At 66.7% G+C, this 18,541-nt stretch carries 17 protein-coding genes; 7 read left to right on the top strand and 10 right to left on the bottom strand.

Translation table 11 applies throughout. The features are described from left to right. Positions 1-85: 85 nt before the first annotated feature. The 4 genes from msrB to RLN94_RS15790 all read right to left on the bottom strand — a co-directional run bounded on the left by msrB (position 86) and on the right by RLN94_RS15790 (position 2,560). Positions 86-565, bottom strand: coding sequence for a peptide-methionine (R)-S-oxide reductase MsrB (gene msrB / locus RLN94_RS15805; protein WP_350129786.1), 480 nt, complete (start codon positions 563-565; stop codon positions 86-88). Positions 566-659: 94 nt separating this feature from the next. Beyond that, the gene (locus RLN94_RS15800) at positions 660-1,214 is read right to left on the bottom strand and encodes a fasciclin domain-containing protein (RefSeq protein ID WP_350129789.1); all 555 of its coding nucleotides are present in this window, start codon (positions 1,212-1,214) and stop codon (positions 660-662) included. Positions 1,215-1,319: 105 nt separating this feature from the next. Next, a complete protein-coding gene (locus tag RLN94_RS15795) occupies positions 1,320-2,018 on the bottom strand; it encodes an anti-sigma factor (protein WP_350129792.1) in 699 nt (232 codons plus the stop codon). Then, positions 2,015-2,560 carry a sigma-70 family RNA polymerase sigma factor gene (locus tag RLN94_RS15790; RefSeq protein ID WP_350158643.1) on the bottom strand — a complete coding sequence of 182 codons (546 nt, stop codon included), beginning with the start codon at positions 2,558-2,560 and terminating at the stop codon, positions 2,015-2,017. Before RLN94_RS15790 ends, RLN94_RS15795 begins: the two co-directional genes overlap by 4 nt. A gap of 138 nt (positions 2,561-2,698) precedes the next feature. On the opposite strand from RLN94_RS15790, the gene cobS reads away from it, so the two are divergent. The 5 genes from cobS to RLN94_RS15765 all read left to right on the top strand — a co-directional run bounded on the left by cobS (position 2,699) and on the right by RLN94_RS15765 (position 8,622). Next, positions 2,699-3,685, top strand: a complete 987-nt coding sequence (gene cobS / locus RLN94_RS15785) for a cobaltochelatase subunit CobS (protein WP_350169236.1) — start codon at positions 2,699-2,701, stop codon at positions 3,683-3,685. 137 nt (positions 3,686-3,822) lie between these two features. Continuing rightward, positions 3,823-4,230, top strand: coding sequence for a hypothetical protein (locus tag RLN94_RS15780; protein ID WP_350129798.1), 408 nt, complete (start codon positions 3,823-3,825; stop codon positions 4,228-4,230). Between the two features lie 91 nt (positions 4,231-4,321). After that, entirely contained in the window at positions 4,322-6,193 is a 1,872-nt protein-coding gene (gene cobT, locus RLN94_RS15775; RefSeq protein WP_350129801.1) for a cobaltochelatase subunit CobT, read from the top strand. Between the two features lie 208 nt (positions 6,194-6,401). Then, on the top strand, positions 6,402-8,201 hold the full coding sequence (locus RLN94_RS15770; protein WP_350129804.1) for an aminopeptidase P family protein: 1,800 nt from the start codon (positions 6,402-6,404) through the stop codon (positions 8,199-8,201). A gap of 79 nt (positions 8,202-8,280) precedes the next feature. Next, entirely contained in the window at positions 8,281-8,622 is a 342-nt protein-coding gene (locus RLN94_RS15765; RefSeq protein WP_350129807.1) for a DUF427 domain-containing protein, read from the top strand. A gap of 18 nt (positions 8,623-8,640) precedes the next feature. Here RLN94_RS15765 and RLN94_RS15760 read toward each other — a convergent pair whose 3' ends face one another. Continuing rightward, on the bottom strand, positions 8,641-10,329 hold the full coding sequence (locus RLN94_RS15760) for a chloride channel protein (protein ID WP_350129810.1): 1,689 nt from the start codon (positions 10,327-10,329) through the stop codon (positions 8,641-8,643). A gap of 87 nt (positions 10,330-10,416) precedes the next feature. Between RLN94_RS15760 and RLN94_RS15755 the strand changes: the two genes are divergently transcribed. Together RLN94_RS15755 and RLN94_RS15750 are read left to right on the top strand one after the other, a co-directional pair. Continuing rightward, the gene (locus RLN94_RS15755) at positions 10,417-11,793 is read left to right on the top strand and encodes an FAD-binding oxidoreductase (protein ID WP_350129813.1); all 1,377 of its coding nucleotides are present in this window, start codon (positions 10,417-10,419) and stop codon (positions 11,791-11,793) included. Positions 11,794-11,802: 9 nt separating this feature from the next. After that, positions 11,803-12,585, top strand: a complete 783-nt coding sequence (locus tag RLN94_RS15750; RefSeq protein ID WP_350129817.1) for a dienelactone hydrolase family protein — start codon at positions 11,803-11,805, stop codon at positions 12,583-12,585. A gap of 3 nt (positions 12,586-12,588) precedes the next feature. Here the strand turns inward: RLN94_RS15750 and RLN94_RS15745 are convergent, their stop codons facing one another. The 5 genes from RLN94_RS15745 to ftsZ all read right to left on the bottom strand — a co-directional run bounded on the left by RLN94_RS15745 (position 12,589) and on the right by ftsZ (position 18,411). Then, a complete protein-coding gene (locus RLN94_RS15745) occupies positions 12,589-12,897 on the bottom strand; it encodes a hypothetical protein (RefSeq protein WP_350129820.1) in 309 nt (102 codons plus the stop codon). Positions 12,898-12,978: 81 nt separating this feature from the next. Beyond that, entirely contained in the window at positions 12,979-14,628 is a 1,650-nt protein-coding gene (gene recN / locus RLN94_RS15740) for a DNA repair protein RecN (protein WP_350129823.1), read from the bottom strand. 40 nt (positions 14,629-14,668) lie between these two features. After that, a complete protein-coding gene (locus tag RLN94_RS15735; protein WP_350129826.1) occupies positions 14,669-15,517 on the bottom strand; it encodes an outer membrane protein assembly factor BamD in 849 nt (282 codons plus the stop codon). Positions 15,518-15,634: 117 nt separating this feature from the next. Further along, positions 15,635-16,558, bottom strand: coding sequence for a UDP-3-O-acyl-N-acetylglucosamine deacetylase (gene lpxC / locus RLN94_RS15730; RefSeq protein WP_350129829.1), 924 nt, complete (start codon positions 16,556-16,558; stop codon positions 15,635-15,637). 215 nt (positions 16,559-16,773) lie between these two features. Continuing rightward, on the bottom strand, positions 16,774-18,411 hold the full coding sequence (gene ftsZ, locus RLN94_RS15725) for a cell division protein FtsZ (RefSeq protein WP_350158642.1): 1,638 nt from the start codon (positions 18,409-18,411) through the stop codon (positions 16,774-16,776). Positions 18,412-18,541 lie beyond the last annotated feature (130 nt).

Raw genomic sequence — 18,541 nt, 5'->3', positions numbered from 1 at the left:
AAACGGGCCTCCGCGGCGACCGCGCAAACGAAAAACGGCCGCCCCGAATGGCGACCGTTGCGAGATTTCCGGTGGGTCGGCGCCTTTACGCCGGCTTGAACACCAGGCTCACGCCGTTCAGGCAGTGCCGTTTGCCCGTGGGCTCCGGCCCGTCGTTGAAGATATGGCCCAGGTGGCTGCCGCAGCGGCGGCAATGCACCTCGGTGCGCGGATAGATCAGCTTGAAATCGCGCTTGGTCTCCACCGCGTTCTCGAGCGGCCGGTAGAAGCTGGGCCAGCCTGTCCCGCTGTCATACTTGGTGTCCGAAGGATAGAGCGGCAGGTCGCACCCGCGGCAGTGGTAGGTGCCCTCCGCATACTGCTTGTCGAGCGGCGAGCTGCCCGCGGGCTCGGTGCCCTCCTCGCGCATCACCTTGTACTGCAGGTCGGTCAGCATGTTGCGCCATTCCGCCTCGGTCCGGGTCACCTCGAAATTGCCCGAGGCCGAGCTTGCGGCGCCCAGCGACGTCAGCGATACGGCCGTGCCGCCCAGAAGGATCATGGCGATAAAGCCTCTGCGGTCCATGGCGGAGTCCTCCCTTCGGTCCTTGTGGGTCCAAAGATGCCGGTTGCAGGGCGGCGCGGCAAGGGCGCCGCCCTGCACAATTCGGTGATCGCGCTCAGCCTTCGGCGGGCAGGATCACGGTATCGACGACGTGGATCACGCCATTCGACTGGTCGACATCGGCGATCGTCACGTTGATCATCTGGCCGCGCTCGTCCTTGAGCATGATATTGTCGCCCTGGTAGGTCGCTTCCAGCTCGCAGCCGCCCACGGTCGGCACGATATGCATGCCGCCGTCATCGTCGACCATGCCCTTGATGGCGGTCGACATCGCGTCGGCCGACACGACGTGGCAGGTCAGGATCTGGGTCAGCTTGTCCTTGTATGCCGGCTGCATCAGCGCTTCCAGGGTCTCGGCGGGCAGCTTGTCAAAGGCCGCGTCGGTCGGGGCGAACACCGTGAACGGGCCTTCGCCCGACAGGGTATCGACAAGACCGGCAGCTTTCACGGCCGCGACAAGGGTTTCGTGATCGGCCGAGTTCACGGCGTTTTCCACGATGTTCTTGTCCGCATACATCGGCGCGCCGCCGACCATCGGGTTCTCGGCGAGTGCTGCGCCGGCGCTCATGGCGGCGACCGCGGTGGCGGCGACAAGTGTCTTGTTGAACATTGTGTATCTCCTCTCTGTCGTCCCGGGCGTCATTGCCCGAACATGCAACAACCCACGGAAGGGCGGCGGTCAGAGTTTCAGAGAAAATGTGAAAAACGCGCAGTCTCACGCACCCGTGATCGGCCCGGTCGCCAGAACGGCCCCGGTCGGCGCACCGGTGGGCGAGCCGCCTTCGGGCTCGTCCGAGATGGCCAGCACCCCGCCGGGCAGGGTGTCCTGCAACTCGGGCGTGACGGTAAAGACCGTCCTGTCCTCCTGCGGCAGAACACCAAGCGACACCGGCGCGTTCTCGCCCGCGATAAGCCACAGCTCCAGCGCGCGGCCCTCCGCGGCCTCGCCCGCCAGCCGTTCGACATAGAGCTCGGCGTTTTCCGCATCATAAGCCGCCTCGACCACGAGGCTGCGGTCCTCGGCGGCAATTTCGGCGGTGTAGGCCGGCGTTTCCGGCGGCACCGGCCCCTGGTCGAGGAAATCCGACGACACGAAGAGCAGCACCGCCAGAACCGCGACGGCCAGCCCGGTCAGCCCGAACCGCTGCCACAGCCCGGCACGGCGCCCGGGCGCGCTCTCTCCGAAAAGGCGCATCTCCACGCGGGTCAGAACGTCCTCCGTCGGCGTCACCGGTTTCACGTCATCGGCGAAGCCCGAAAACTCCTCGGCCCAGATCGCACAGATGCGCCGCAATTCGGGCTCGGACGCCAGACGCACCTCGAACGCCGCCAACTCCTCCTCGGGCAGCAGGCTCAGGGTGTATTCCCCTGCAAGAACGACGTCGTCGTTCGGGTCTGGCGTGGTGCCGCTCATCGAGACAGGCACTCCCTCAGTTTCAACAGGCTGCGCCGCAGCCAGGTTCGCATCGTGTTGAGCGGCACGTTGTACCGCTCTGCCAATTCGGCATAGGTGTCGCCTTCCAGGTACGCGCGCCGCACGGCATCGGCGTGCTGATGGTCCAGCTCGCCGAAACACCCGTCCAGCCGGTCCCGTTCGGACGCCCGGATCGCCATCGTCTCGGGCCCCGGCGCGGGGTCGGCCAGGGTGGCGGTCAGAACGTCGCCGCTGGTCGAATGCCGCGCCCGCCGCTTCCGGTCGATGGCCGCGTTGCGGGCGATGGAGATAAGCCATGTCATCGGGCTCAGGCCATTGGCGAGGTATCGGTCGGCGTTGTTCCAGATCTTGACATAAACGTCCTGCAGCACGTCTTCCGCCTCGGCCCGGTCATCCAAGACACGCAGGATAACGCCGAAAAGTTTCGCCGAGGTGCGGGAATAGAGAGTGCGAAAGGACGCCCGGTCCTTCAGGGCCATACGGGCGATTAGTTCTTCGATTTCCTGAAGCTCAGACGACATTACACACCAACTCGTTTCGACCTACGGTAAGTCAGTTGATCGTGACGTCCAGCAAAACTTCCCCTACCCCTTGCCCTTTCCGGCTTTATGTTGCACCACGTGGCGAAATTCACGATGCGAACCCAGAGGACCCGACCAATGGCGGATGGAACCATAGACACGAATGCCAAACCGACCGAGGAGATCTCGGTGCGCGACGTGTTCGGCATCGACACCGACATGGTCGTGCGCGGCTTTTCCGACCGCACCGACCGGGTTCCCGAGCTCGACACCACCTACAAGTTCGATCCCGACACGACGCTGGCCATCCTCGCGGGTTTCTCCCACAACCGCCGCGTCATGATCCAGGGCTACCACGGCACCGGCAAGTCGACCCATATCGAACAGGTCGCGGCCCGCCTCAACTGGCCCGCCGTGCGCGTCAACCTCGACAGCCACATCAGCCGGATCGACCTGATCGGCAAGGACGCGATCAAGCTGCGCGACGGCAAGCAGGTGACCGAGTTCCACGAGGGCATCCTGCCCTGGGCGCTGCGCAACCCCGTCGCCATCGTCTTCGACGAATACGATGCCGGCCGCGCCGACGTGATGTTCGTCATCCAGCGGGTGCTGGAACATGACGGCAAGCTCACGCTGCTCGACCAGAACGAGATCATCACGCCCCACCCCTGCTTCCGCCTCTTCGCCACGTCGAACACGGTTGGCCTGGGAGACACCACCGGCCTCTACCACGGCGTTCAGCAGATCAACCAGGCGCAGATGGACCGCTGGTCGATGGTCGCGACGCTGAACTATCTCAGCCACGACGCCGAGACAAACATCGTGCTGGCCAAGAACCCGCTCTTCAACACCAAGGACGGCCGCCAACAGGTCAGCCAGATGGTGACCGTGGCCGACCTCACGCGGACGGCCTTCATGAACGGCGACCTCTCGACGGTGATGAGCCCCCGGACGGTGATCAACTGGGCGCAGAACACCCATATCTTCCGCGACGTGGGCTATGCCTTCCGCCTGACCTTCCTCAACCAGTGCGACGAGCTCGAGCGCCAGACCGTGGCCGAGTTCTTCCAGCGCTGCTTCGACGAGGAACTGCCGGAAAGCGCGGCCAGCGTCAGCCTGGGGTAATTGCGACCCCTGCTAATGAATTAGGAAACCGGTCCTGAAAGGGATCAGTTTTTTTGTTCACGCAAGCGTGCCGAATGATACAATGCGTGTATATCTACCGTATTGACACAGTATATACATTTTCATACCCTCGTCACATGAGGCACAAAACGATCACCCCGGCGGTGGTGGCGTTTCTGGCAGTGACAGGCATCTCCTCCGCCGATGCGGGCACGCTTTCCCCGATGGAACAGGCCCAGGCCTTCGCCACATGCGCCGGCCGGCTTCAGGCGCTCGCCACGCGGCAGGGCGCCACCCACGACCCCCGGTCCATCGACACGCGGCAGAAACAACTGGGCTTCGAGGACATGCTCGACGCGCTCCTCCCCCATGTCACCGGGGCCGGCGTCGACCCGGGCGATCCCAAGCGCTGGCGCGCCTATGGCTGGACCGAGATCGCCCTTCTCCTGCGCCACGCCGAATATGGCGAGGATGACACCCGCGCCGCCCGTGCCCGCGCCGACATGGCCCGCCGGATCGACACCTGCACCCGGATGATCCTGTAAGCCCCCGGAATCGCATCGCCCCCACTGGTCAATCCGGTGCAATCCCACTAGGTTGCCCCTGATCACGAACACGATGCGTAAGGCGCGCCCAATGGCTCAGTCCGACAACCCTGCCGATCCCTTCAAGAAGGCGCTGGCCGAGGCGACAAAGGTGCTCGCCGACAATCCCGACCTGTCGGTCACCTACTCGGTCGATCCCGCCGGCCTGACGGGCGAGGCGATGCGCCTGCCCCAGATCAGCCGCCGCATGTCGAAAGACGAGGTGCTGCAGGCCCGCGGCACCGCCGATGCGCTGGCGCTGCGCCACAAGTATCACGACGCCGGCGTCTCGGCCCGCTACACCCCGCCGGGCGAAATGGCGCGCGAGCTCTACGACGCCATGGAATCCGCCCGGTGCGAGGCGATGGGCGCCCGCCACATGCCCGGCACTGCCGGCAATATCGACGCCAAGATCGGCGCCGAGGCCCTGCGCCGCGGCTATGACCAGATCAAGGACCCCTCCGAGGCCCCCCTGCCCGTCGCGGCGGGCTACCTCATCCGTCACCTCGCCACCGGCCGCACCCTGCCGAGGGCCGCCGACAACGTCATGCAGCTCTGGCAGGGCTTCATCGAGGATCACGCCGGCGGCACGCTAGAGGATTTGCAGGCCAAGCTCTCCGACCAGGCCGAATTCGCCCGCTTCGCCCGACAGATCATCAAGGACCTGGGCTATGGCGACCAGCTGGGCGATGACCCCGACGCGCCCGACGACGATCAGGACGAGTCCGATCAGGAGGCGCAGGAAGAGGATCAGCCCGACAGCGCCGGCCAGGACGAAAGCGACGAGGAACAGGCCGACGCCGATCCGGAGCAAAGCCAGGAAGAACAGCAGGACGACGCCCAGGCCCAGGTCAGCATGGACGACATGGCCGACGAGGAGATGGGCGACGAGACCGAGATGCCCGAGGGCGAAGCGCCCCTCGAGCCCCCGGCGCCGCAACCGATCTCCGAGGCCGACCCGGCCTATGCCGTCTATTCCACCAATTACGACGAGGAAATCGCCGCCGAAGAGCTGGCCGAACCCGTCGAGCTGGAACGCCTGCGCGCCTATCTCGACCAGCAGCTCGAACCGCTCAAGGGCGCGGTGTCGCGGCTCGCCAACAAGCTGCAGCGCCGGCTTCAGGCCCAGCAGAACCGCTCGTGGGAATTCGACCGCGAGGAAGGCATCCTCGATGCCGGGCGGCTGGCGCGCGTGGTGGCGAACCCGACCACGCCGCTTTCCTTCAAGGTCGAGAAGGACATGGAGTTCCGCGATACCGTCGTGACGCTCCTTCTCGACAATTCCGGCTCGATGCGCGGCCGCCCGATCTCGATCGCGGCGATCTGCGCCGACGTGCTGTCGAAAACGCTGGAGCGGTGCCAGGTGAAAGTGGAAATCCTCGGCTTCACCACCCGCGCCTGGAAAGGCGGGCAATCGCGCGAGACCTGGCTCAACGAAGGACGCCCGCAACTGCCCGGCCGCCTAAACGACCTGCGCCACATCATCTACAAATCCGCCGACGCCCCCATGCGCCGGACCCGGAACAATCTCGGGCTGATGATGAAGGAAGGGCTGCTGAAAGAGAATATCGACGGCGAGGCGCTCGAATGGGCCCACCGCCGCATCGTCAACCGCCGCGAACAGCGCAAGATCCTGATGGTGATCTCCGATGGCGCGCCGGTCGATGACAGCACCCTGTCGGTCAACCCGGCCAACTACCTCGAAAAGCACCTGCGCGACGTGATCGCCATGGTCGAGAAGCGCAAGCAGGTCGAACTGCTGGCCATCGGCATCGGCCACGACGTAACCCGCTATTACGACCGCGCGGTCACCATCACCGACGCCGACCAACTGGCCGGCGCCATGACCGAACAGCTCGCCGCGCTCTTCGACAGCGACCCGCGCGCGCGGGCTCGCGTGATGGGGATCAAGAAGGCCAGCTGACGGTGCCCGGCCTCACGGTTGGATGCCTCCGGCGGGAATATTTGGGGCAAGATGAAGCCTGGCACGGTGCCCGGGCTTCATCTTTCCTGAAATACTCATATCCCGCACCTTTCCATACGCGCGCCGTGGCGGCCCCGGATTACCGCATTGATCTTGCCCCGCCCCTCCCCTAGCAATGTGTGGCTGAACGAATTTCCGGGGGCCCGCCATGTTCCAGACCTTCCAAGACACTGCCAGCCCGGAACAGGGCCCGCCCCGCCTGGCCGCGCTACGCGAGGCGATGGCGGCCGAAGGGCTGGCCGGATTCCTCGTCCCCCGCGCCGACGCGCATCAGGGCGAATACGTGGCCCCCTGCGACGACCGGCTGGCATGGCTGACGGGCTTCACCGGCTCGGCGGGGTTCTGCATCGCCCTCGCCGATAAGGCGGGCGTCTTCGTCGACGGGCGCTACCGGGCGCAGGTCAAGACACAGGTGGACACTGCGCATTTCACCCCGGTCGACTGGCCCGAGGTCAAGCCGGCCCGGTGGCTCAGGGACAACCTCGACAGCGGCGAGGTCGGCTTCGATGCGTGGCTCTACACCCCCGAACAGATCGACGCGCTCGAAAAGGGGCTGGCGGGCAGCGACATCCGCCTGCGCCCCTGCGACAACCTGATCGACCGCATCTGGCCCGACCGTCCTGCCCCGCCGCAAGGCGCCATCCGCGTCTACCCTGAAGAGCTGGCAGGCGAGACCCAGGGCGAGAAACGCGCCCGCCTCGCCGCCGGGCTGAAGGACGCGGGACAGGAAGCCGCCGTGCTTACCCTGCCCGATTCCATCGCCTGGCTGCTCAACATCCGTGGCAGCGACATCCCCCGCAACCCGGTCCCGCACGCCTTTGCCGTACTCCACGACACCGGCCAGCTCACGCTCTACGTCGATGCCGAAAAGCTCGACGACGAGGTCCGCGCGCATCTGGGCGACGAGGTGCTGATCCGCCCCGCCAACGCCTTCGGCCCCGGCCTCAACAGCCTGACCGGGCCTGTCCGGCTCGACCGCTCCAGCGTGCCGCTCTGGGTCGCCAAGCAACTGGAAGAGGCCGGCGTGCCGCTGGTCTGGGGCGACGATCCCAGCATCCTGCCTAAGGCGCGCAAGACCCAGGCCGAGATCGCCGCCACCCGCACCGCCCATATCCGCGACGGCGCGGCGCTCTGCCAGTTCCTCGCCTGGTACGACGACCAGCCCCCCGGCACCATCACCGAGATCGACGTGGCCACCAAGCTCGAGGTCGAGCGCCGCGCCACCAACGAGTTGCTCGACATCAGTTTCGACACCATCGCCGGCTCCGGCCCCCACGGCGCGCTGGCGCATTACCGGGTGACGGAAAAAACCAACCGCACGCTGGAAGATGGCGACCTTCTGGTGCTCGACGGCGGCGGACAATATATCGATGGCACCACCGACATCACCCGCACCCTGCCCATGGGCACGCCCGGGCCCGACGAACGCGCGGCCTTCACCCGCGTGCTGCAAGGCATGATCGCCATGAGCCGCGTACGCTGGCCAAAGGGGTTGGCGGGGCGCGACCTCGACGTGCTGGCCCGCTACCCGCTGTGGCTGGCCGACCAGGATTACGCTCACGGCACAGGCCACGGCGTCGGCGTCCACCTCTGCGTGCACGAGGGCCCGCAGCGCCTGTCACGCGCCGGCGAGGTGGCACTGGAACCGGGCATGATCGTCTCGAACGAACCGGGCTATTACCGCGAAGGCGCCTTCGGCATCCGCATCGAGAACCTCGTCGTGGTGACCGAGGCCGAGCCCCTGCCCGGCGGGGACCAGACCGGCAAGCTGTGCTTCGAGACGATCAGCTTCGTGCCCATCGACCGGCGCCTGATCGAGACCGACATGCTGACCGAGGCCGAGAAAGACTGGCTGAACGCCTACCACGCACAATGCCTCGAGAAGATCGGCCCGCGCCTGACCGGGCCCGCGCGCGACTGGCTCGAGGCGGCAACCGCGCCCCTGTGACACATTGGTGTCACACGGGGGCGGCAAATCGGTGTAAGACACAGGAAGACATGACGCAGACCGGGGAGGGACAAGAACCATGACGACGATCAGAATCCGCAAGGCCGAAGGCACATGGACCGTGCGCGCGGGCGGCGCCATCCTCGTGGAAAGCAAGAACGCCCTGGTGCTCACCGAGGACGGCCACCCCGACATCATCTACTTTCCGCAGGGCGACATCGCCATGGCCTTCCTCGACGAGACCGACCACACGACCCACTGTCCCCACAAGGGCGATGCCAGCTACTATTCCATCGTCACGAAAAGCCAGACGCTCCAGAACGCGGCATGGAGCTACGACGATCCGAAACCGGATGTCGAGCGCATCAAGGGCCACATCGCCTTCTATGCCAACGAGAACGTGACCGTCGAACGCATCTGATGGCAGAGCGGGCGGTGCCTAGCTGTGCTCCTCCCGCGACACCGCCGCCAGCGCACGGTTATAGGTCTTGAGCGCATCGACATGGAAGAGCGCGCCCAGCAGTTCGGGCGGCTCGCCCTCCTTGGTCAGCGTCACCACCGGCACGAAGGGCACCGCCGTCCGCTCGAACACCGCCATCGCCGCCTCCAGCGTCGCGCCGCCATCGACATAGACCCCCTCGCCGATCAGCTCCCAACACCGCTCTTCCGGCGCGGCCTTCTCGGCACCCTTGGGCCGCATCACGTTCGACACCATGTACATCGACAGCAAATAGGCCTGCGGCCCGGCCGCCACCTGCACCCCGCGCCGCTCGAGCTGGGTCAGGAAGAACGACCGCTTCACCAGGTTCGAGCCAAGCGCCGTCGACATCGACACCGCCACCATCACCGCCAGCCCGGTCTGCCAGTCGCCGGTCAGCTCGAACACGATCAGCGTGGTCGAGATCGGCGCGCCCAGCACGGCGGCGGCCACCGCCCCCATGCCGGCCAGCGCGTAGATCGTCGATGAGCCCGACACCTCCGGAAACAGCCCTGTCGCGATCAGCCCGAAGCTCAGCCCGGTCAGCGCCCCCACCATCAGCGAGGGCGAAAACACGCCGCCGCCCATCCGCCCGCCCAGCGTGATCGCCACCGCAACCACCTTCAGCACGGCAAAGACCATCGCCTCGTGCAGCACCAGCTGCCCGGTCAGCGCCAGCGACGTCGTCTCGTAGCCCACGCCGATGATATGCGGAAACCAGATCGCCAGAAGCCCCAGCAGCGCCCCCGACACCGCGGGCCGCAGCCAGCGCGGCATCCGTGTGCGCATCTGCACGAAATTCGCCATGTCCTCGGCAAACAGGATCGCATGCATCAGCGCCGTCGCCACCAGCCCGCAGACCAGCCCAAGGATCAGGAAGGCGGGCAGTTCCACGTAGAATTCGAGCGCGCTGGCCACCGGCAGGGTGAACTCCGTCACGTCGCCGAATTCCAGCCGATTGATCACCGTGCCCGCCACCGAGGCGATGACGATGGGCGCAAAGGCATGCAGCGCGAAATGCCTGAGCACCACCTCCAGCGCGAACAGTGCCCCGGCAATCGGCGCGTTGAACGAAGCCGACACCGCCGCCGCCACGGCACAGCCCAAGAGGTCGCGCCCGGTCACCCCATCGGCGTTGATCCGGTTGCTCACCCAGGACGAAATCACGCCCGCAAGGTGCACCACCGGCCCTTCCCGCCCGCTCGACCCGCCGGTGCCCAGCGTGATGATCGACGCCGCGGCCGAGGCCAGCCCCTCGCGCCCCTCGACCCGGCCTTCCTGCAGCGCTGCACCCTCGATCACGTCCGAGACCGACCTTACCCGCCCGTCCGGGGTGAACCGGTGCAGGATGACCCCCACCACCAGCCCGCCAAGGATCGGCACCACCATCACCCAGTACCATGGCAACGCCGCGGCGGCGCTATGGACATAGGCCATGCCCTCGGCGCTGTAGGCCCAGCTTTGCAGATTGTCGATCCCGCGCCGGAACAGCAGCGCCGCGAACCCCGCGGCGATCCCGATCGCCAGCGCGATCAGCCAGAACTGGAACTGGCTCGGCCCCCGGTCCAGCAACACCCGCCAGCCATTCCGTGCCGCCCGCACCGCCGCGTTGAACTTGCCACCCAGGAAATGCCGCGACGATTGTGTCATGCCACCGGCAATTCCCGGTGCGCCCCCGCTTTCCCCCAGGTGCCGCTTCGACTAGGTTTGGCACGTGAACGGGAGAGAGGGTTTTGCATGACTATCCAGGCTGCGATCGGCGCGTTTTCCACCTTATTAGGACAACGGCTGACATGCTCCAAGGGTGAACTGGCCCAGCACGGCGAATCGGAGACCTACTTTCCCCTCACGCTCCCCGATGCCGTGGCCTATCCCGAAACCACCGAGGAAGTGGCGGGCATCCTCAGGATCTGCGCCGAACATCGCTGCCCGGTGATCGGCTGGGGCACCGGCACCTCGCTGGAAGGCCAAGCCCAGGCGTTCGAAGGCGGCGTGACGGTCGATTTCTCCCGCATGAACAAGGTCCTCGAAGTGTCGCCTGAAGACATGCACGTGCGCGTCCAGCCCGGCGTAACCCGCCAGGAACTGAACGAGGAATTGCGCGCCACCGGCCTCTTCTTCCCCGTCGATCCCGGCGCCAACGCCTCGCTGGGCGGCATGGCCTCGACACGCGCCAGCGGCACCACGGCGGTCCGCTACGGCACGATGCGCGACAACGTCATGGCGCTCGAAGTGGTCACCGCCACCGGCGAGGTCATCCGCACCGGAAGCGCCGCCCGCAAAAGCTCGGCGGGCTACGATCTGACCGGGCTCTTCGTGGGCTCCGAGGGCACGCTGGGCCTGATCACCGAACTCACCCTGCGCCTGCAAGGCACGCCCGAGGCCATCTCCTCGGCCGTCTGCGCCTTCCCCGAGGTCGCGCAGGCGGTCAACTGCGTCATGGACACGATCCAGATGGGCCTGCCCGTCGCCCGGATCGAGCTGGTCGATATCGACAGCGTGAAGGCCGTGAACGCCTATTCCGGCATGTCCCTGCCGGAAAAACCGCACCTGCTGCTCGAATTCCACGGCTCCGACGCGGGCGTCGCCGAACAGGCCGAAACCTTCGGCGCCATCGCGGAGGAACATGGCGGTTCCGGCTTCGACTGGGCCACGAAGCCGGAAGACCGCAACGCGCTCTGGACCATGCGGCACAACGCCTATCACGCCATCATCGCCGCCCGCCCCGGCTGCCGCGCCGTGGTCACTGATGTCTGCGTGCCGATCTCGCGGCTGGCCAAGGCGGTCGAGACCTGCCGCGCCGACCTTAAGGCGCATGACGTGCAGGGGCCGATCCTCGGCCATGTGGGTGACGGCAACTTCCACGCCATCCTGCTCTTCGATCCCGACGATTCCGACGAGAAACAGCGCGTGCTGGAGGCCTCCAAGCGGCTGGTCGACCTCGCCCTCTCGCTCGGCGGCACCTCGACCGGCGAGCACGGCATCGGCATCGGCAAGCTGGGTTACATGGAACGCGAGCATGGCGGCGCCTGGCCGGTCATGGGCGCGATCAAGGCGGCGCTCGACCCCGACAACATCATGAACCCCGGCAAGCTCGTGCCGCCCCGCAACTGAGCCCGCCCCATGCTGCGCCTCCTCGCCCTGCTGACCTGCCTTGCCACCCCGGCTTGGGCCGAAACCGTTACCTTCCCTGCCGAGACCAGCCACGAGGGCACCCCCGTCACGCTCGAGGCCAGCCTGCACCTGCCCGATGGCCCCGGCCCCCACCCCGCCGTCATCCTGATGCATGGCTGCGGCGGGCTTCAGCCCTCGGTGGCCGAGGCGCTCGATCTCCATGCAGAGGCGCTCACCGCCGCGGGCTTCGCCGCCCTCATCCTCGACAGCTTCGGCCCAAGGGGCATCGGCGGCGATCATGTGTGCGAAACCTACAAGCGCCTCGGCGATGCCCGCCGCTACCGGATGCAGGACGCCCGCGATGCAAAGGCGTATCTCGAAACCCGCCCGGAAATCGACAGCGCCAATATCTTCGCCATGGGCCAGTCAAACGGCGGCAGCGTCACCATCCGCCTGTCACAGCGCGACACGCGGGAGTTCCGCGCGCTGGCGGCCTTCTACCCGTGGTGCGGCGCCTTCAACCGGCTGGGAATGACGGCCCGCCTGACCACGCCGCTCATCGTCTTCGGCGGCGACGCCGATGACTGGGTGCCGCCCGACGACTGCACCACGATCACCGCCGAGGGGGCTGAATATGACGTCCACGTCTACCCCGGCGCCGCCCACAGCTTTGACCTGCAGATCCCCGAACAGCGTTTCCAGGGCCATCTCGTCGGCAACAACGCCGCGGCCGAGAAAGACAGCCGCGCCAAGATGATCGCCTACTTCAAGCGCCACCTCGCCCGGCCCTGACGCCTAGCGGCGCAAGACCGGCATCACCCCGAACGCCACCTGCCCGGCCAGCCCGATGGCACCGGGCAACGTCACGTAATGAGCGAGTTGCGCGGCCAACGGGCGGTCGAACGCCAAGACCGCCAGCGTCCACTCTGCCACCATCAGCAGCCCGAATCCCACGCCGCCCATCACCATCCGGTCCGCCACCCTGCCGGGAACCCGAAACCGGCCCACAAGCCACCCCGCGCAGACCCACGAGACCGCCAGAATCACCGGCAATTCCAGCAGCACCGCCGTCAGCTCTCCGACGCGCGGCAGCAGAACCAGCACCCGGAACGTCCCAAGAGCAAACCCCGCCGCGAAAACCACAAGAAAGTAAACCGCCCCGGCGGATACGGCCCGGCCCATCGCCTACCCCGCCATCAGCGCCTCGGCCGCCGCGCGCGCCTCGGCCGTGACCGTGTCGCCCGACAGCATCCGGGCAATCTCGTCCACCCGCGCGGGCCCCGCCAGCGGCGCCACGGTCGACAGCGTCTGCTCGCCCTCCACGCGCTTGGCCACCTGCCAGTGATGCGCGGCGCGGGCGGCCACCTGCGGCGAATGGGTCACCACCAGCACCTGTCCCTGTTCCGCCAGCCGGGCCAACCGCCGGCCGACGGCATCCGCCGTCGCCCCGCCGACGCCGCGGTCGATCTCGTCGAAAATCATCGTCACCGAGCTGTCTTCCCCGGTCAGGCAGACCTTGAGCGCCAGAAGAAACCGGCTCAGCTCCCCGCCCGAGGCGATCTTGTTGAGTGGCCCCGCCGGCGCGCCGGGGTTGGTGGCGACCGTGAAGGTCACCGCGTCCTGCCCGTCCGGCCCCGCCTCGGCCGGTTCGACCTTCGTCTCGAAGGCCGCCCGCTCCATCTTCAGCGGCGCCAGCTCGTTGCCCATCGCCGTATCGAGCCGTCCCGCCGCGTCTCGCCGCGCCGCGCTCAACGCCTCCGCCGCCTTGCCATACGCGTCCTCGGCCGTCGCCACCGCACTCCGCAACGCCGCGATATCCGCATCCCCCTGCTCCACCGCGCTCAAACGGCTGCGCAGGTCCTCCGCAAACCCCGCCAGATCATCCGCCAACACCCCGTGCTTCCGCGCCAGCGCCCGGATCGCGAAAAGCCGCTCCTCGGCCTCTTCCAGCTCCACCGGGTTGAAACTCAGCGCCTCGAGGAACCGCCCCACACCCGAGGCCGCCTCGTCCAGCTCCACCATCGCCCGGCCGATCGCCGCCATCGGCTCGTCCAACTCGCCCTCGGCACTGTCGGAAACACCTTCCAGCCAGCGCAGCGCATCGCCCGCCGCCCCTTCGGCGCCCTCGTTGCCCAGTGCCGCCTGCGCCTTCGCCACGTCCTCGCGAATCCGCTCCGCCGCCTGCATCATCCGGCGGCGGCGGTCGAGCTCCTCTTCCTCCCCTGCCTCCGGCGCCAGCTTGTCCAGCTCGGCCACCGCGTGGCGCAGGAAATCCTCGTCCGCCCGCGCCTTCTCCAGCGCCGCCTCGGCCTCCTCCAGCGCCCCGCGCGCCTCGCGCATCTCGCGCCACGCCTGCCGCACGGCCGCGCGCCGGCCCTCCAGCCCGCCATACTCGTCAAGCAACGCCCGATGCCCCCGCGGGTTCAGCAACCCCCGGTCATCCTGCTGCCCGTGCAACTCCACCAGCGTGTCCGACAATTGCCGCAGAACCTCGCCCGAACAGCGCCGGTCGTTGACATAGGCCGTCTTGCGCCCGTCCCGCGTATTTACCCGCCGCAGCAGCAGCGTGTCGTCCTCCGGCAAACCGGCCTCGGACAGAACCGCCCGCGCCGGATGCCCCGGCGCCAGATCGAACTCGGCCATCACCTCGCCCTGCTCGGCCCCCTGCCGCACCAGCTCGGCCCGCCCGCGCCAGCCCAGCACGAAGCCGAGGGAATCAAGCAGGATCGACTTGCCGGCCCCGGTTTCTCCGGTCAGCACGTTCAGCCCCGGCCGGAACTCCAGCTCGAGGTGGTCGATGATAAGGATGTCGCGGATATCTAGTGCGCGCAGCATCAGGCCAACCCGTCAGACGGGTGGGTCTCCCCACCCTGTTCTACAGCCAACGCCCCTGGATCATCTGGCGGTACACCTGCCGCAGCCAGTTGTCGCCCACCGCTTCCAGCGTCAGGCCCCGCCCGGTCAACAGCTTGTAGCTGTCCTCGTACCACTCGGTGCCACGGAAGTTGTAGCCAAGGATGGCACCGGCGGTGCGCGCCTCGTCGGTCAGGCCCAGCGACAGGTATGCCTCGACCAGCCGGTGCAGCGCCTCGGCGGTGTGGGTCGTCGTCTGGAAATCCTCGACCACCACGCGGAACCGGTTGATCGCGGCGGTGAAATGGCTGCGCTTGAGGTAATAGCGGCCCACCTCCATCTCCTTCGACGCAAGATGGTCGAAGGCCAGGTCGAATTTCAGCACGGCCGACTTGGCATATTCGCTGTCGGGATAGCGTTCGATCACCTCGCGCAACGATTGCAGCGCCTGGAAGGTCAGGCCCTGGTCGCGCCCGACCTCGTCGATCTGGTCGTAATAGCTCAGCGCCAGAAGGTAATGCGCATAGGCCGCATCCTCGTCGGTCGGGTAGAAATCGACGTAGCGCTGCGCCGCAGACCGGCTGTTCTCGTAATCCTTGGCCTCGTGATAGGCATAGGCCTGCATGATCACCGCGCGCTTGGCCCATTCCGAATAGGGGTAAAGCCGCTCCACCTCGCCGAAGACGCTCGCCGCCAGTTCCGGGTTGTTCCGCGCAAGGTCGTATTCGCCGCGCTCGAAGATCTGCTGGGCGGTGAAGTTCTCGTAATTCGCATCGCCCCGCTCGACGCTGTCTGCGCCCCCACAGCCGGACAGCGCCAGACCTGCCACCAGAATCCCCGCCAGACCGGTACGAAACTTCGCCGATGTCATGATGTCAGAACTCACCCAGTTGCAAAAATTGGCCGGACCAAATCCGGCGATCGGGTTTGGTCCTAGCACATAAATCCGTGATGCAAAATCACTTTGGCGCCTTTCCTTGCCGCCTATTCAGGCGACCTCGGGAATTTCCCGCGGATGCACACCGGCGCCCGGCAGGCGGGCGGCCGTTTCGGCATCGCACTCCATCACTTCAAAGGCTTCCGGATCGGCGAAAAGCGCGCGCAGCAGGTCGTTGGTCAGCGCGTGGCCCGCCCGGTCACCCTGGTAGTGGCCAAGGATCGGCAGGCCGGCAAGGCCCAGGTCGCCAAGCGCGTCCAGCATCTTGTGCCGCACCGGCTCGTCGGAATGGCGCAGGCCGCCGGGGCAGATCACCCGGTCGCCGTCGAACACCACGGCGTTGACGCCGGGGTTGCCGCCCTGCGCCAGCCCGTTGGCCAGCATCGCGTCCACATCCGCCTGGCGGCAGAACGTCCGGCTGGTGGCCAGCTCCCGCACGAAGCTGCCGTTCGACATGTTGAGCGTCTTCTTCTGGCTGCCGATCGCCGCGTCTTCGAAATCGATGCTGAACTCGATCAGCAGCGTCTCGTGCGGCACCAGCCGCGCCATCGCGTCGCCGCGGCGCACATCGACCGGCTTGCGGATGCGGATCGCCTTCACCGGCGCATGCGACGGGCGGATCCCCTTGGACAGGATGCCGCGCACGAAGACCGAGGCGCTGCCGTCCATGATCGGCACTTCCGGCCCCGCCACCTCGACCTGCGCGTTGTGGATGCCACAGCCCACCATCGCCGCCATGACATGCTCGACGGTCGAAATCTCGACACCGTGGCGGTTGACCAGGCGGGTGCAGAGCGGCGATTGCAGCACGTGATCCCACAGGGCGGGAATGTCGTTCTGCCCGAGCGCGCAATCGGTCCGCCGGAACACGATCCCGCAATCCGGGCCGGCCGGACGGATCGTAACCCGTGCCGGCTGGCCGGAATGCAGGCCAACGCCGGAAAAGGAGACAGCGGTTTTGATCGTATTCTGCAAGGTAGACCTCGATCGGGTTCGGGCAGTTCGTGTTACAAAATTGTCTAATTACGGGCCGGGCGTTTAACAACTCAATCTTTGCAACGTCCTGAAACATGCCGGAAATGGACTTGGCAACAATCCGCCTACCCGAATCACCCTTACGCCCAACACCCTGGAAACAAAGAAAAAGGGCCGTCGAAAACGGCCCTTTTCCCCTGTCATTTTTTGCTTGTTCAGTTCGCCTGGCGGCGCAGGAAAGCGGGAATCTCGATCTGGTCGTCCTCGTCCTCGTAGGCATCTTCCTGCGGCGCCTGGCGGGAATGAACCGGCGGCTGCTGCCGGGCCGGGCGTGCCCCGCCCTGCGCGGCTTCGCTGCCGCTGCCGGTCATCCGGTTGATGAGGGAGTTGATCCCGAAGCGCGATTTCTCGCCGCTGGCCGCCGCTTCGCGCGGGGCCGGCTCCGCCGCCCGCGGTTGCTGGGCCGGGCTGCGGCCGACAGCGGCCTGCAGGCGTGCCATCGCGTCCGGCGACGGCTCGCCCAGCGACGGGCCGCGCGGGGCCACGTAGCTCTCGCGCATGTCCTCTTCCTCGGCGGCGACGGGCGCCTCGGGCTCCGGTGCGGGCTGATAGGCCGGGGCCGGCAGACCGTCATCGTCGGTCGCCACGTCCTCGTCCGAGCCGAAGATATCCTCGTACTGATCCTCGGCCGCGGCGCTCTGCGCGTCAAAACCGTTGAACAGGCTCGGCTCGGCCTCGATCCGCGCGGCCGCGGCAGGCTGTTCCGACCTTGCCGCCACCTGCGGCATCTCCTCGACAGGCGCCTCGGGCTCGGCCACGTGCTCACGCGCCGGCTTCAGCGGCTCGGCCAGCGAACGGCGCGGCACCGGGATATCGGTGTGCACGTTGCTGGCGTCGATCCCGGTGGCGACGACGCTCACCCGCATCATGCCTTCCATCGCCGGGTCCAGCGTCGAGCCCACGATGATATTGGCATCGGCATCCACTTCCTCGCGGATGCGGTTCGCCGCCTCGTCCAGCTCGAACAGGGTCAGGTCGTGCCCGCCGGTGATATTGATCAGAACGCCCTTCGCACCCTGCAGGCTGATCTCGTCCAGCAGCGGGTTGGCAATCGCCTTCTCGGCGGCCTGGATGGCGCGATCTTCGCCATCGTCCTCGCCGGTGCCCATCATCGCCTTGCCCATCTCATCCATCACCGCGCGAACGTCGGCGAAGTCGAGGTTGATCAGGCCCGGCCGCACCATCAGATCGGTCACGCCCTTCACACCCTGATACAGAACGTCGTCGGCCATCGAGAACGCCTCGGTGAAGGTCGTCTTCTCGTTGGCCAGCCGGAACAGGTTCTGGTTGGGAATGATGATCAGCGTATCGACGACCTTCTGCAGCGCGTCAACGCCGTCCTCGGCCTGCTTCATCCGCTTGCCGCCCTCGAACTGGAACGGCTTGGTCACGACGCCCACGGTCAGCACGCCCAGCTCGCGGGCGGCCTGCGCGATGATCGGCGCGGCCCCGGTGCCGGTGCCCCCGCCCATGCCGGCGGTAATGAAGCACATATGCGCGCCGGCCAGGTGGTCGACGATCTGTTCGATATTCTCCTCGGCGGCGGCCGCCCCGATCGAGGCCTTGGCACCGGCGCCCAGCCCCTCGGTCACCTTCACGCCCAGCTGGATGCGGTTCTCGGCGTTCGACTGGCTCAGCGCCTGCGCATCCGTGTTGGCGACGACGAAATCGACCCCTTCGAGCCGCTTCTCGATCATGTTGTTGACCGCGTTGCCGCCTGCCCCGCCGACGCCGAACACGGTGATCCGGGGTTTCAATTCTTCCTGACCTGGCATCGTGAGGTTCAATGTCATTAGCTCTGTCCGCCTGCTGTTTTGCCCGTATGCCGGGCTTTTTCCGCCTATATTTCACCGATCTTAACGATGCTTGGGCTTTCCGTCACCCAAAAAACACCTGAAAAACACAAAATATGGCTGATTTCTT

The organism is Roseovarius sp. (assembly GCF_040223625.1).
Taxonomy (GTDB): Bacteria; Pseudomonadota; Alphaproteobacteria; order Rhodobacterales; family Rhodobacteraceae; genus Roseovarius.
This window is presented reverse-complemented; position numbering and strand designations above follow the sequence as displayed.

What these genes read in the sequence shown, in the direction of transcription:
- msrB (WP_350129786.1), bottom strand. Translation starts at nt 565, where the DNA reads ATGGACCGCAGAGGCTTTATCGCCATGATCCTTCTGGGCGGCACGGCC.
- RLN94_RS15800 (WP_350129789.1), bottom strand. Translation starts at nt 1,214, where the DNA reads ATGTTCAACAAGACACTTGTCGCCGCCACCGCGGTCGCCGCCATGAGC.
- RLN94_RS15795 (WP_350129792.1), bottom strand. Translation starts at nt 2,018, where the DNA reads ATGAGCGGCACCACGCCAGACCCGAACGACGACGTCGTTCTTGCAGGG.
- RLN94_RS15790 (WP_350158643.1), bottom strand. Translation starts at nt 2,560, where the DNA reads ATGTCGTCTGAGCTTCAGGAAATCGAAGAACTAATCGCCCGTATGGCC.
- cobS (WP_350169236.1), top strand. Translation starts at nt 2,699, where the DNA reads ATGGCGGATGGAACCATAGACACGAATGCCAAACCGACCGAGGAGATC.
- RLN94_RS15780 (WP_350129798.1), top strand. Translation starts at nt 3,823, where the DNA reads ATGAGGCACAAAACGATCACCCCGGCGGTGGTGGCGTTTCTGGCAGTG.
- cobT (WP_350129801.1), top strand. Translation starts at nt 4,322, where the DNA reads ATGGCTCAGTCCGACAACCCTGCCGATCCCTTCAAGAAGGCGCTGGCC.
- RLN94_RS15770 (WP_350129804.1), top strand. Translation starts at nt 6,402, where the DNA reads ATGTTCCAGACCTTCCAAGACACTGCCAGCCCGGAACAGGGCCCGCCC.
- RLN94_RS15765 (WP_350129807.1), top strand. Translation starts at nt 8,281, where the DNA reads ATGACGACGATCAGAATCCGCAAGGCCGAAGGCACATGGACCGTGCGC.
- RLN94_RS15760 (WP_350129810.1), bottom strand. Translation starts at nt 10,329, where the DNA reads ATGACACAATCGTCGCGGCATTTCCTGGGTGGCAAGTTCAACGCGGCG.
- RLN94_RS15755 (WP_350129813.1), top strand. Translation starts at nt 10,417, where the DNA reads ATGACTATCCAGGCTGCGATCGGCGCGTTTTCCACCTTATTAGGACAA.
- RLN94_RS15750 (WP_350129817.1), top strand. Translation starts at nt 11,803, where the DNA reads ATGCTGCGCCTCCTCGCCCTGCTGACCTGCCTTGCCACCCCGGCTTGG.
- recN (WP_350129823.1), bottom strand. Translation starts at nt 14,628, where the DNA reads ATGCTGCGCGCACTAGATATCCGCGACATCCTTATCATCGACCACCTC.
- RLN94_RS15735 (WP_350129826.1), bottom strand. Translation starts at nt 15,517, where the DNA reads ATGACATCGGCGAAGTTTCGTACCGGTCTGGCGGGGATTCTGGTGGCA.
- ftsZ (WP_350158642.1), bottom strand. Translation starts at nt 18,411, where the DNA reads ATGACATTGAACCTCACGATGCCAGGTCAGGAAGAATTGAAACCCCGG.